General features: G+C 60.9%; 10 protein-coding genes. 3 read left to right on the top strand and 7 right to left on the bottom strand.

Annotation, left to right across the window (positions count from 1 at the left end; genetic code table 11):
- Positions 1-4: 4 nt before the first annotated feature.
- A complete protein-coding gene (locus AC09SL_RS05330; protein WP_058543712.1) occupies positions 5-1,390 on the bottom strand; it encodes an iron-containing redox enzyme family protein in 1,386 nt (461 codons plus the stop codon).
- A 379-nt stretch (positions 1,391-1,769) separates the two neighbouring features.
- Between AC09SL_RS05330 and AC09SL_RS05325 the strand changes: the two genes are divergently transcribed.
- Positions 1,770-3,107 carry a cation:proton antiporter gene (locus tag AC09SL_RS05325; RefSeq protein WP_064106828.1) on the top strand — a complete coding sequence of 446 codons (1,338 nt, stop codon included), beginning with the start codon at positions 1,770-1,772 and terminating at the stop codon, positions 3,105-3,107.
- A 12-nt stretch (positions 3,108-3,119) separates the two neighbouring features.
- Here the strand turns inward: AC09SL_RS05325 and AC09SL_RS05320 are convergent, their stop codons facing one another.
- Positions 3,120-3,656 carry a hypothetical protein gene (locus AC09SL_RS05320; RefSeq protein ID WP_058543093.1) on the bottom strand — a complete coding sequence of 179 codons (537 nt, stop codon included), beginning with the start codon at positions 3,654-3,656 and terminating at the stop codon, positions 3,120-3,122.
- Between the two features lie 152 nt (positions 3,657-3,808).
- Here AC09SL_RS05320 and AC09SL_RS05315 point away from each other — a divergent pair, with 152 nt between their 5' ends.
- Positions 3,809-4,039, top strand: coding sequence for a hypothetical protein (locus AC09SL_RS05315; RefSeq protein ID WP_058543092.1), 231 nt, complete (start codon positions 3,809-3,811; stop codon positions 4,037-4,039).
- Positions 4,040-4,252: 213 nt separating this feature from the next.
- Here the strand turns inward: AC09SL_RS05315 and AC09SL_RS05310 are convergent, their stop codons facing one another.
- The 3 genes from AC09SL_RS05310 to AC09SL_RS05300 all read right to left on the bottom strand — a co-directional run bounded on the left by AC09SL_RS05310 (position 4,253) and on the right by AC09SL_RS05300 (position 10,411).
- On the bottom strand, positions 4,253-6,181 hold the full coding sequence (locus AC09SL_RS05310; RefSeq protein ID WP_058543091.1) for a hybrid sensor histidine kinase/response regulator: 1,929 nt from the start codon (positions 6,179-6,181) through the stop codon (positions 4,253-4,255).
- 172 nt (positions 6,182-6,353) lie between these two features.
- Complete coding sequence (locus AC09SL_RS05305; protein ID WP_058543095.1) at positions 6,354-8,684, bottom strand: ATP-dependent DNA helicase; 2,331 nt, start codon at positions 8,682-8,684, stop codon at positions 6,354-6,356.
- Positions 8,681-10,411 carry a VRR-NUC domain-containing protein gene (locus tag AC09SL_RS05300; RefSeq protein ID WP_064106829.1) on the bottom strand — a complete coding sequence of 577 codons (1,731 nt, stop codon included), beginning with the start codon at positions 10,409-10,411 and terminating at the stop codon, positions 8,681-8,683. The genes AC09SL_RS05305 and AC09SL_RS05300 overlap by 4 nt, the downstream gene beginning before the upstream one ends.
- 222 nt (positions 10,412-10,633) lie before the next feature.
- Here AC09SL_RS05300 and AC09SL_RS05295 point away from each other — a divergent pair, with 222 nt between their 5' ends.
- Complete coding sequence (locus AC09SL_RS05295; RefSeq protein WP_058543094.1) at positions 10,634-10,858, top strand: YgdI/YgdR family lipoprotein; 225 nt, start codon at positions 10,634-10,636, stop codon at positions 10,856-10,858.
- 41 nt (positions 10,859-10,899) lie between these two features.
- Here the strand turns inward: AC09SL_RS05295 and AC09SL_RS05290 are convergent, their stop codons facing one another.
- Complete coding sequence (locus AC09SL_RS05290; protein ID WP_058543090.1) at positions 10,900-11,286, bottom strand: hypothetical protein; 387 nt, start codon at positions 11,284-11,286, stop codon at positions 10,900-10,902.
- Between the two features lie 158 nt (positions 11,287-11,444).
- A complete protein-coding gene (locus tag AC09SL_RS05285; RefSeq protein WP_058543089.1) occupies positions 11,445-13,298 on the bottom strand; it encodes a polyurethane esterase in 1,854 nt (617 codons plus the stop codon).
- Positions 13,299-13,512 lie beyond the last annotated feature (214 nt).

The following is a 13,512-nucleotide window of genomic DNA, read 5'->3' as shown; positions in this document are numbered from 1 at the left end:
CTCCCTAGCGAAGTGCGGATTTGAGTTCGATGAACCGACGAGTCGCCAACAGCCCGGCCGGATGGCTATGACGCCTGGCACAGAGCCAGGGCATCAGCACCTGCATCTGCTCATCGGGCGCCCGGCCTTGCAGCGCCTGTTGCAGGCTTTGCACATCGGGATCATCCATCGGCGTCGCAGGCTCGCAAGCAGCAGCCGGGGCGCGTCGGGCACTGGACCTTGTGCCCTCGTCCAGCCAATCACCGGCAATCCAGTCATGCAGCAGCTGTTTTTCGTAGGGGCTGAACACCCCGAACATGGCTGCGCCAGCCCCGTTGATCAGCGTCCAGAAGCGGCTGTTCTGCGGGTCTTCATGGCGTTTGATCCAGCCCTTGTTCTGCATGGCCGCCAGGAACCCTTCCAACTGGCCTGGCGCCGAAAGCCACTGGTTGACGGTCTTGCCTTCGAACTTGCAGTAATCGGAATGCATGTGCTGGCCGAAGGGGCGTTTGCGTTCAAGCATCTCCAGCACTTCGCGATCCAGGTCGAACGAGCCGATGATGTCCCGGCTGCCCTGCCCCAGGTCGTTGAGGCGATAGCCCAAGGTGACCCGGTGCCAGAAGGCTTCACGGTCGGCTTCCATCGGCATCAGTTGCAGCAACGCTTGCACGGCTTTATGGGCGTGGCCGGTGCTGGCGTTGTCGATGGTGACGTGAAGGGTGAAATAGTACGGATCGATGTCCAGTTCGCTCAGCTCATAGGCGCTGATCAACAGATGTAAGGGCAATTGTTCATAGCCCAGGTTGTAGCCGATGACCTCCGGCAGGTATTCGTCGCCGGCGTAACCCAAGGCCAACTGTACGGCGCCTTGCAGATAACGGTCGTCGTCGATGTCCGGGGCGTCCGACAAGTCGTGCTCGGCGAGCAGCTTGCGATAGAGCACCACGTGGTTTTGCGCGGGATGACCGTCCCCCAATTCTTCCAGGTAGGTGCACAGCAACCCTTCGAAACGGTGGTCTTGCCAGTGCTTGACCACGCCATACAGCCAGGCGCCGTCGACCCGTTTGGTCGGCGCCACAGCCTGCAGGAAGTACAGGGCATGGGCCTTGCCGCTGAAGAACTCGCGCGCGCCGCCACTTTTGCGCCGCTCCAGGTAGTCAGCGTATTGCCGGGCCACGCCGGCGCTGTGCTGCTCGACCCAGGCCTGCAACGCCATGGGGTCATCGGGCATCTCCTGGGGAAGCGTCGCGGCTTTTGCGATGCATTCATGGAGGAACGCTTGGGCGAGCGCTTGCTTGTCTGCGTCGTCGGGACCCTGGAACAGTCGTTCATAACATTGGCGTACGTGGCCCTCAGGAATAACAGGGTGCACGGTGGCCGGCTGGGATTGGAGGGGTGTCAGCGCAGTCATAAGGGCCTCTTGGGTTTTCGGCGGACGCTGGATCAGCACGTCTCTTTTGTTGCAGAGCGCCGGAAACGACGAAAAATTCCGTTGGGTTGAAAGGCAGGCGGATAAACGGGCTGTCCGTTAATGGTGGGAACCCTCGCTTCGCTCCGGGCCTCGAATGATTAACAAGTGCGCCAAATACCAACGAGTGAACACCTTGTGGCGAGGGGATTTATCCCCGCTGGGGACGCGAAGCGGCCCCATGGCGCTAACGCTCGGTGTATCAGGTTGAATGAGGGGGGCTGCTGCGCAGCCCAACGGGGATAAATCCCCTCGCCACACAATTATGCTGGATGGACCTACAGGGTGTTGCAACTGGCTCCCTGCTACCCAAGGAGCAACGATGACGTTCACATTATGGGTAGCGGTGCTCGGTGCGGTGTTGCTGACGCTGGCCCTGACCTCCTCCTATCTGCGCTGGATGCCGGTCACCACCTCGGCGATGTGCCTGGTGCTGGGTGTTGCCATCGGGCCGATGGGGTTGGATGTGCTGAAGCTGGACATCAGCGACTCGGCGGTCTGGATGGAGCACCTCACGGAAGTCGCGGTGGTGTTTTCGTTGTTCGTCAGCGGCCTCAAGTTGCGCTTGCCCCTCAAGGACCGTACCTGGCGCGTGGCCTTTGGGCTGGCCGGGCCGGTGATGATCCTGTGCATCGCCAGCCTGTGCCTGGCATTGCATTATCTGTTCGGGCTCAGTTGGGGGGTGTCGATGCTGATCGGCGCGATACTGGCGCCCACCGATCCGGTGCTGGCGGCGCTGGTGCAGGTCAATGATGCGCGTGATAAAGACCGGGTGCGTTTCGGCCTGTCGGGTGAAGCGGGACTGAACGACGGTACGGCGTTTCCCTTCGTGATCCTCGGCCTGTTGATACTGCGCGAAGATGGCAGCGGCTTTCTCGATGATTGGCTGCTGCGTGATGTCCTGTGGGCCGTGCCGGCCGGTTTGCTGGTCGGCTATTGGATGGGCCGCGGCATTGGCAAGCTGACCTTGTCGATGCGCATCAGGAATGCCGACAGCACCTTGTCGCCCAACGACTACCTGGCCCTGGCGCTGATTGCCCTGGCCTACGTCGTGGCCGAGTGGATCCAGGGTTATGGCTTTCTCTCAGTGTTCGCCGCCGGCCTGGGACTGCGCCAGGCCGAGGTCAAATCCACCGATGAAGCGGCGACGCCGGCGGAACACTTGGTGCAACCGGTGGTGGGCCACGAAACCGTCGAGCCCCAGCAGGCTGTCGTGGGCGATACCGAGTCGCTGGACGATGGTCAATTGGCCGCCGGGGTGATGATGAGCGACATGCTGGCCTTCGGCAGCCTTGTGGAGCGGTCGATGGAGGTGTTCCTGGTCACCCTGCTCGGCGTTGTGCTGGCCAACCATTGGGACTGGCGGGCCCTGGCGATCGGTGCCCTGTTGTTTGCCGTCATCCGCCCGTTGAGTGTGCTGGCGCTACCTTGGGGGCGACTGCTCGACGGACCGCAACGGCTGCTGATCGGCTGGTTTGGCATTCGCGGGATCGGCAGCCTGTTTTATCTGTTTTACGCCTTGAACCATGGCCTGCAGCCGCCAGTGGCGCAACTGTGCATCGACCTCACCTTGTCGGTGGTGGCGTTGAGCATTCTGGTCCATGGTGTTACGACCCAGCCCACCCTGGCATGGTATGAGCGCCACAAGCGTGGTGGCTGAGACACGGGTGCCTCAACCGCCCGGATCACCCACCTGGATATAAACCGAATACACGCCCAGCAATACCCAGAAGGTGGCGAAGATCCACGGCGTACGCACCGAGAACAGCAACGACTTGCGGTAGCCCTTGTGCGTCGACTCCTGCTCGTTGAACAACGGCGACTCGTCGTAGGCCAGGCCCATCAAGGGTTCGGCGCGCAATAACTCGCTCTGTTTGAAATGCCAGTGATCGATGATCTCGTAGGCCGCTCGAATGCCCGGCCAGGCATTGAGTGAACTCAAGAACCCTAGCAAAGCCAAAAATGGCGGCACGATCAGCGTGAACAACTTGCCCCACTCCGGGTTCAGGTTGGCCATGCACGAGGCAAAGGCGATCACCAGGAACGATTGGGCTGCCAGGTAAGCATCGGTTCGGTTGGCCAGGATGCTGGTTTCGTACTGGATCTCCCGGCGATAGAAATCCAGTCGTTCCTTGGGCGAGCCGAACAGTTTGGCGTTGTGTTCCGTCAGTTCTTCTTCCGGGGTGGGCCCGGTGAGTATTCTGGGCATTGCGCAGGCGGTGCCTCGGTGATGATCAGGACTCTTTAGAAAAACCCGGTGCGCGGCAAGTTCAAGCCAATGGACAGCAGGTGCATCAAAGTCCGAGGAAACGCTCCCTCACTGCCAAGGTCTTTAGTTCGTAAGGGCAAGAGGATGTTTGTGTGGATTATCTTGGATGGGTGCAATGGCCGGCGATGCTCGTCACGGTGCTGGCCGCCTGGCTGATCGGCTCACGCCAACCGCAACGCAGGGTGGCGGGATTCAGTTGTTTTATTGCGAGCAATATTCTGTGGGTGGTCTGGGGGGTTCATACCCACGCGTATGCATTGATCGTGTTGCAGTTTTGCCTGTGCGCGATGAATTTGCGTGGGTTCAAGAAGAACACTGAATAAGCGACTGCTCTTGTGCTGTAGGAGCTGCCGAAGGCTGCGATCTTTTGATCTTTTGATCTTTTGATCTTTCGCTTGAGGCTCAAGTGTCTGGGGAAAGATCGCAGCCTCGTTGCACTCGACAGCTCCTACACCGCTCCTACACCGCTCCTACGCAGCTCCTACGCAGCTCCTACACAGAGCCCTCGCCACAGGAGGCGGACGTTGTGCTCCTGACTATTTCATCGTCTGCCCAATGATCTGCACCAGGTCAATCTGCTTGAACGGCTTGATCAACCGAGGCAATTGCGTGGCAGAACCTTCCAGGCGTTCGGCATAACCGGTGGCCAGGATGATGGGCAGGCTCGGTTGGCGGTCGCGCAGCAGTTTCGCCAACTGCGCACCGTCCATCTGCGGCATGGCCATGTCGGTGATCACCAGGTCGATGTCCGGGTTGCGCTCATGCAACTCCAGCGCCTGGGCGCCCGAGGCGGCGCAAAGGACCCGGTGTCCGAGGTCTTCGATCAACAGGCGCGTGCTGGTCAGCACCAGGCTGTCATCATCGACCACCAGCACTTTCAACTCGTCGACCGGCTGTGATGTTTCCTGGATCGACACTTTGCCCGGTGCCGGGTTGTCAGCCACCGGTAGCCACAACTGCGCGGTGGTACCGACGCCTTTGCGGCTCCTGAGCGTCAGGCGGCCACCCAACTGTTCCGCCAGGCCGTGCACCATGGACAACCCCAGGCCCGTGCCCTTGCCGACCCCCTTGGTGGTGAAGAACGGTTCCACCGCCGAGGCCAGCGTGGCTTCGTCCATGCCCTCGCCTTCGTCGGTAATCGCCAGGCAAATGTAGCGCCCGGGGGCCATCGGCTCGTCCGGGGGCGCATCGCACCCTTGCCGCTCATCGGCTGTAATCATGACCTGGCCGCCGTGGGGCATGGCGTCCCGGGCATTGGTTGCCAGGTTTAGAATCGCCAGTTCCAGTTGGTTGACATCGGCCAGCACCGGCGACAGTGCCTCGGCGAAACGGGTCTGGACGTGTATCGACGGGCCCAGGGAGCTTTGCAGCAGGCCGCTGATACCTTGCAGCAGGGCCGACAGCTCGACCGATTCGTAGGTCAGTTTTTGCCGGCGGGCAAACGCCAGCATGCGCTGGGTCAGCGAAACCCCGCGTAGCGCGCCCTGGGTCGCGTTGTCCAGCAATTGAGTGAGCTTCGGCTCGTCGGGCATGCGCTTGCGCACGATTTCCAGGTTGCCAAGGATGACCGTCAACAGGTTATTGAAATCATGGGCGATGCCGCCGGTGAGCTGGCCGATGGCTTGCAGTTTCTGGGATTGGAACAGCGCCTCGCGGGCCTGCTCGAGGGCCTGCTGGGCCTGGGTGGCATCGGTAATGTCGCGGGTGACCTTGGCAAATCCCAACAGCGTGCCGGTGTCGCTGCGGATCGCATCGATGACCACGTGGGCCATGAAGCGCGTGCCATCCTTGCGCATGCGCCAGCCCTTTTTCTCGAAACGCCCTTCGCTGGCAGCGATGCTCAACGCGCGTTGTGGTTCGCCGGTATCGCGATCTTCGGGGGTGTAGAACATCGAAAAATGCCGGCCAATGGCTTCCGTCGGAAGATAGCCCTTGATCCGCTGCGCCCCCAGGTTCCAGTTGGTGACCTGGCCCTGCGGGTCGAGCATGTAGATGGCGTAATCGGTGACGCTTTGCACCAGCAGGCGGAACTGCTGCTCGCTTTGCTTGAGGGTTTCCTCGGCTATCTTGCGGTCGGTCAGGTCGCGGGTGATCTTGGCGAAACCAAGCAAGGTACCGCTCTGGCTGTCGATGATCGGATCAATCACCACATGGGACCAGAACAGCGTGCCGTCCTTGCGCACCCGCCAGCCCTCGCCTTCGAAACGCCCCTCATGCATGGCTGTATCCAGCGCCCGTTGCGGCAGGCCGGCGGCGCGGTCGTGATCGGTGTAGAAACGGGAGAAATGCTGCCCCAGGACCTCGGATTCCTCGTAGCCCTTGAAGCGCCTGGCGCCGGAGTTCCAGCTGGTGATGATGCCAGACGGGTCGGTCATGTAGATGGCGTAGTCGACCACAGCGTCGATGAGCAGGCGAAAGCGCTCTTCCTCGTTCATGAGTGGGGTCTTGGGGTCTTTCTCAAGCATCTGGCCGGGGCATCCGTGTGGACTTTTGCGGAGTATGGAACAAGTCTGGCGCCAGGAAAAATTATTGAGCGTTGGGAGCGCAATACGCAGGTCTCCCAGGCTATTCACAAACCCGAGCCCTAGTGGGCTCCCTGTGGGAGCTTGCTCGCGATGGCGGTGTTTCAGCCAGCCCTCATGTCACTGACAGACCGCTATCGCGAGCAAGCTCGCTCCCACAGGTGGCGGGGTGTGTTTCCTCGGTGACCGACCACCAACGCGGCAACAATTGCTGCACCCGGGCCTCGCCAAACCGGTCGTCGATCAGCATCACCACCCCGCTATCCTGTTGGGTGCGGATGACGCGACCGGCCGCTTGTACGACTTTCTGCAGGCCGGGATACAGGTAAGTGTAGTCATAGCCATCGCCGAAGATCGCCGCCATGCGTTGTTTCATCTGCTCATTGACCGGGTTGAACTGGGCCAGCCCCAAAGTGGCGATGAATGCGCCGATCAGGCGTGAACCTGGCAAATCGATGCCCTCGCCGAACGCGCCGCCCAGCACCGCAAAGCCAATGCCTTGGCTGTGTTCCATGAACCGCTCGATAAACGCCTGCCGAGGCGCTTCGCCCATGCCGCGCGATTGCGTCCAGAGTGCAATGTGCGGGTACCGCTCGGCGAACAGCCCGGCCACTTGCTGCAAGTAATCGAAGCTGCTGAAAAAAGCCAGGTAATTGCCCGGGCGCTCGCCGAACTGGCGGGCCATCAACGTGACTATCGGCTCCAGGGACGCCTGGCGATGGGCAAAACGAGTGGAAATGCGACTGACGACCTGTACGTCCAGTTGTTCGGCCTTGAACGGCGACTCCACATCGATCCACACCGTGTCGCCCGGCGTCCCCAACAAATCTGCGTAGTAATGCCGAGGGCTCAGGGTCGCCGAAAACAGCACCGTGCTGCGGGCCGCCGTCAGCCTGGGCCGCAGGAATGCAGCCGGTACCACGTTGCGCAGGCACAGCGTCGACAGGCTGCGCTGGCGGCCGAGTTCGCGCTTGTGGATGTCGAACAGGAAATGTTCGTCGAAGGTTTCCGCCACCCGGCCAAACTGCAAGGCGTCGAAGTAAAACGCCTGCAATCCGCTGTCCAGGCCCTGGGGATGGTCGTTGAGGTAATCACCGATGGCTGTGGTACAGGTGGACAGGGCCTGGAGCAGTTTTTCGGGCAGCTTTTCATAGGCCTGATAGGCCGCCACCTGGGGCGAATGCAAGGTGTTCCACTGGCGATTGACCCTGTCCAGGGATTTTTTCAGCGGTTCGGGGGCGGTTTTGCGCACGCTGGTCAGCGTGGCCTGGTCGAGGGTCGCGCTGTACATCTGCCGCCCCCGCTCCACCAGGTTATGGGCCTCATCCACCAAGGTCGCGACAGTCCAGCCATTGGCCTGGGCCAGGCCGAAAAGCAACGCACTGAAATCGAAGTAATAGTTGTAGTCGGCCACCACCACGTCGGCCCAGCGGGCCATTTCCTGGCTGAGGTAATACGGACAGACTTCATGGGCCAGCGCAATCTCGCGCAACGCCGCCTGGTCGAGCAACGTGACCTGGCTCGCCGCTGCCCGGGCGCCCGGCAAACGGTCATAGAAACCACGGGCCAGCGGGCAGGATTCGCCATGGCAGGCCTTGTCCGGGTGTTCGCAAGCCTTGTCCCGGGCAATCATCTCCAACACCCGCAATGGCATCGACGGCGCGCCGTGGGTGATCACGCGCGCCGCATCCAGGGCCAGCTTGCGCCCGGGGGTCTTCGCCGTGAGGAAGAACACCTTGTCCAGTTGCTGCGGCGCCAGGGCCTTGAGCATTGGGAACAGCGTACCGACGGTCTTGCCGATGCCGGTGGGCGCCTGGGCCATCAGGCAGCGGCCGGTGCTGACAGCCTTGAACACCGATTCGGCCAGGTGCCGTTGCCCGGGCCTGAAACCCGCATGGGGAAACACCAGCGATTGCGCGCCGAGGTTGCGTGCCTGTCGATGGGCCATTTCCTGTTCGGCCCAGGCCAGGAACAGCGCACATTGCGCTTCGAAGAAGGCTTGCAGCTGTGTCGCCTCGAAACGTTGGGTGATACAGGTTTCCTTTTCGCTGACGATGTCGAAGTACACCAGGGCCACGTCGATGTGCGGCAATTGCAGTTTTTGGCACATCAACCCGCCGTAGATTTTCGCCTGGGCCCAATGCAGCTGGCGATGATTGGCCGGCTGCTTGGTAAGGTCACCCCGATAGGTCTTCACTTCTTCAAGGCAATGGCGAACAGGGTCGTAGCCATCGGCCCGGCCTTTGACTGTCAGTGTCTGGTAATGCCCTTCGAGGGCCACTTCAGCCTGATAACCCTCGCTGCGTCGCGAGGCCACGGTGCGATGGCCGGCAATGCCTTCCAGGGCCGTCGGTGACGGTGTGAAACGCAGGTCAAGGTCGCCCACCTTGGCGGTGAACTCACACAACGCTCGCACGGCAATGCTGTAGCTGGGTGCAGGGTTCATGGGGCCTCATCGCGAGCAAGCTCGCTCCCACATTTGATCTGTGGTGACTCATCCCCTGTGGAAGCGAGCTCGCTCGCGATGGCTGACTCCGCCCATTGCACATAACAAACGGCCACTGGCATCTGGTGTTCATGGCAGAACTCCAGCCAACGCAGTTGGTTGTCTTGCAGGCGATCGCCGGGGCCTTTGACTTCGATCATGCGGTAGGTCTTTTGCTGCGGCCAGAACTGGATCAGGTCTGGCATGCCGGCACGGTTGGCCTTGATGTCCAGCAGCAGCCGGCTAAACCACTGCTTGAGGTGTGCGGCCGGCAGGCAATCGAGCGCCTGGGCCAACAATTCTTCGGTCAGCGCGCCCCAGAACACGAAAGGCGACTGCACGCCCCATTTTTCTGCATAGCGGCGGCCAATGGTGTCCCGATAGCGCCCGTCGTCCAGCTCGGCGAAGCAGGCCGCGAACAGCTCGGCACGGCGGGCATGGAAGTCTTCGTTGAGCAGGTCGACCGGTCCGCGCTGGAATGGGTGGAAAAACGCCCCCGGCAACGGCGCAAAAATCGCCGGCCAGCACAGCAGGCCAAACAGCGAATTGATCAGGCTGTTCTCGACGTAATGCACTGGTGCGGTTTCGTCGTGCAGGTGGGCCTGGACATGGTACTCCACCGACAAGGTCGGATCGACGCGAGGCAGCTGCAGCTCCAGGCGTTCCACTTCACAGGCCAGGCTCCGTGGCACCGGCGGCCCGCCCAACTTGCGCCGAAGACGGGGCACGATCCGCAGCAAGGCTTGGGTTTCGGCAGCACTTTGCGGTGCGAGGACCGCCGCCTCGCCCAGTTCCAGGGCCAGAGCGTATTCGCCGATGCGCTCCAGCACCCGGACCATCCGCAACCGCGCACCTGGGTAGGTGCAATCGCGATAGATCCTCAAGGCCAAGGCGAAGTCGCCGATGCGCTCGCCGTGCTGGCCGATGTGGAACAACAACTTGCCCCGTCGCCGCTCCAGCCACGGATTATCCAAGGACAGTTCATTGACCTGGGCGACAATCGCTTCCAGGGGCTCGCCGGCTTCGAAGCGCTGTTGGCAGTCGTGCAGGAACAGGCAGGCATCGACGTCCTCACGATTGCGCAAACCCCGTGACTCGGCGCTGAACTCGACGGTTTCGTAGGTGAAGATGCCCAGGTCCGCCAGTACGAACTCCGACCAGTCCTGGTAAAGGTTGCCGAAGAACATCAGCCGCAGTCGGTCGCACAGGTCCATGATCGTCAGGCTGAACAGGCGGTCCTCAAGTTGCGGGCACCAACTGCCAAAGGGCTGTGGTTGGCTCAATGGCTCATTCAAGGCCTGGAGCCATTCGGTTTTTTTCGCCTTGGGTTGTTCGATCAGGTGGCCCAGGCACACCAGGATTTCCGACTTGAGCAGTACCTCGAACAGCTCGACAAGGCTCAGCGGCGCCTGTTCCTCAACCCAGCCCAACGCCAGCAACGGCTCGACGGCGCTGCCAATATCACCGATTTCCGGATAACTGAGCTTGCTGTGGCGAAACCGCAGCCCTTTGCGCATCACCATCCTTACCAGCAAGCCCTGTGACGCACGCGGCAGTGCGGCAAACTCGCCGATAAACAGTTGCTCTTCGGGGCTGAGCACGTCGGCATAGCGTTGCTCCAGCCAGCTGAGCACGCGCTGGAAGTTGTTCAGATAGTAGAAGGGATCGTCGAGGGGGTTGGCTGTCACGGAAAGAAGCGCCACGGATGCTGAAGTACTGGTTATGCGTACAGATATCAGCTGCGACCGCTCCAGGCAACTGCAAAAGATGAGCGGTCTCCTATATTTAGAGATGAAATCCCTCAGTGAGCGATGAACTTTCCTACGGCAAGCGAGACCAATGGCGGTTAGCTAATGTGATGGCGTGGTCCAATCAGCTGTCCGCGTACTTTTGATTGAGAGGTTATGGATATGAACATCAGGTTTCTGGGACTGCCTCTGGCTGCCGTAGCATTCATGGCTCTGGCTGGCTGCGCGTCGCCTACCGTGGTGACCTTGCAGAACGGTACCCAGTATTTGACCAAGGACACCCCCAATACCCGCACCGCCGACGGTTTCTACGAGTTCGAAGATATTTCCGGCAAGAAAGTCCGGGTTCGCGCCGATGACGTGGCGACCATCCGCAAGGAAGACTGAGCATCTGCCCGCCCTCTCCCCGCAGAGGGCTCGCTTTTAAATCATTGGGAGAATCCCCTGCTTCCCCCTGGCATCGGGCCGCTCTCCTGACAACTGATCATCGCGCCTTTGCGCCGCAACGAATCACCTTGCAGTCGCAGGCAACGTTCATGCTCCTGCTGATTGGAACGATCGATGCTGAGGTTTCCGGTGGTGTCCGGCTTCTTCGTTTCCCCGAGGCTTACCGACACCCAAGGCTTTTCAGGCTGTACTTCGAAGCGCGACCTTGGCGTTGGCGCCTCCTCGGGTTTGCCTGCCTGGGCGGCGGGCAACTGATCCGACGTTATGCCGTAGCGGGTCAGAATCGACTGATCCGGCAATTCCGCCAGTGCGCTGCTGGAGACCAGGCCACAGATCAGGCCGACGATAGTGCTTTGTTTACTGCTCACTGCTTTACCTCCCCTAGCGCTAACAACTGTGCCGAGGGCGCTCGCTCCCGCTGCGCTGCTGGCCCTTAACCGGTAACGTCCAGACAGACGCCAGATTTAGGGCCGCTTCGCGCCCGGCACGAGCAAGCACCCTCGCCACAGACTCAAACAACCTCAGTTCAGGCGAACACGATGCCCTCGCCTGCAACTTGTCCCAGGCCAACACCCACCAAAGTCACGGAACTGTCGCCGACCTTGAGCAGCGTGTCGTTGCCCACCTCGGTCATGTGCTGGCTGTAGTCGTACCCCGACCCAGCGCCCTCGACACCGAGGAATACCAGTTTGTCGCCTGCATCATAACCGCTGATTCGATCCAGGCCGAATGCGCCATTGAAGACGAATGTGTCATTGCCACCACCCGATTGCATCAGGTCATTGCCCGTGCCGCCGATAAAGGTGTCGTTACCCGCACCGCCCACCAGCACATCGTTGCCGTCCTGGCCGAACAGCCAGTCGCCCGTAGCCCGCGCCACCAGGGTATCGTTGGCCGCACCGCCGTTGAGCGACGACGCATACGCGCTAAGGTGGCCCCCGGTGAGCAAACCGTTGGTGGTAACGCTGTGGCTCACTTCATCCTTGAACAACCCCCAAAGCAGACCGGGCTCTTTGCTGACCAGCGTGCCGATGTCCCGTGTCATGCTGATCCCGCCCTGGGCATCGCGAACATACAGCGTCCCCATCCCGTCGTGGGCGAAGCTGAAGTCCTTTATCGATTGCTGCAGTTGCAGGCTGTTGCTGCCCTGCCCGCCCACGATCACGTTGTAGCCACCGCCATCGCGAAAGGTGTCGTTGCCGGCGCGGCCTTCCAGGTAGTCGTTGCCCTGGCCACCCTGGATCAGGTCATTGCTGTCGCTGCCGATGATGAACGTGCTGCCGGTGTGGGTTTGCGCATTGCGGTTGAGGTCCTGCACCCAGGTATTGGCGCGCGCGGGGTCCGACAGGTTGGCAACGATGATGGTGGAGTCTTTTTCGGTGAGGTCGTAGAACACCGAGCCCATGATCCGGCCCATGCCATCGCCATAGCCGGTCGGCAGGTGGGAAATCCAGGTGGGGATGTTGAGGATTGAAAATGGCAACACGTTCCATGCCGTCGAAGCGTAGTGGTCGTTGAAGCTGACGATGTTGTTGGTGGCCGATTCCTGTTGCCCATCGTGCACACCCACCGACGCAAGGTTGAACGTCGAGCCGTCCAGGGCGCGGAACACCGGATCGTTCTCGTAACCGATGTTCAGGACCTTGTCGGTACTGCTCTGGGTTGGCGAGGCGTAGGCGATGTAGTTGGCATTGGAGTAGAACCCTGACCATTTGCTGACGCTCAAGTCCGCCAGGCTGTTGACCGCCAGCCCGCCCAGGCTGTGACCGCTGACCAGCACGTCGTTGCCCGTCAGGCCATTGGCCTGGGCAAACTTGGCGACGTCCCCCAGCAGGTTGCCAAAGGCTTCGCCGACGTAGTTTTTCGCATAGTCCTTGGGGCCCAGCGCGGCCATCAGGTCGTTGATCACGTCGCCGATGGAGTCGCCAATCAGGTTTTCCCGAGGGCCGCTGGTGCCGCGAAACGACACGCCGATTTCCTGCAAGTGACCCTCGGCGTCGTACTTGCCGAGGATCTCTACCTGCGCGGTGGTGTAGCCGGCCTTTTCACCGAAAAACGTCCCGCGGCCATCCACCTTGCCGGCGTAGCCCAGTTGCTCGGCGCTGATGGGCGTCCAGCCGGCCTTTTGTACCGCCTCCAGGGCCAGTTTCTCCGAGTCGGGATTCCACGGCACGCCGGGAATCACCCCTTGGGAATCGGTGCCCCCCAGCAGCGCGGTCACCAGGGTCGCCGGCAGGCCGGCACCGAAGCCGTTGTGCTGGTAACCGGCGGCAAAGCCGTTGTCGAGATTGTGGTAGGAATACAGCATGATCGCCATTGCATCGCTGACCAACGCCTTGGATTCGGTGGTGCCGAGGTTCTTGTAATCGTAGATACCCATGGTTGTTGCTCTCTTTTGTTGTTGGAATATTGGAAGCGAGCGAACCCTGTAGGAGCTGCCGAAGGCTGCGATCTTTTGATCTTGATCTTGATCTTGATCCTTGATCCTTGATCTTTCGCTTGAGATTTAAGTGGCTTTGGAAAGATCGCAGCCTCGTTGCACTCGACAGCTCCTACACAGCTCCTACACAGCTCCTACATAGCTCCTACGTAGC

It is taken from the genome of Pseudomonas sp. PF05 (genome assembly GCF_056521845.1).
This window is presented reverse-complemented; position numbering and strand designations above follow the sequence as displayed.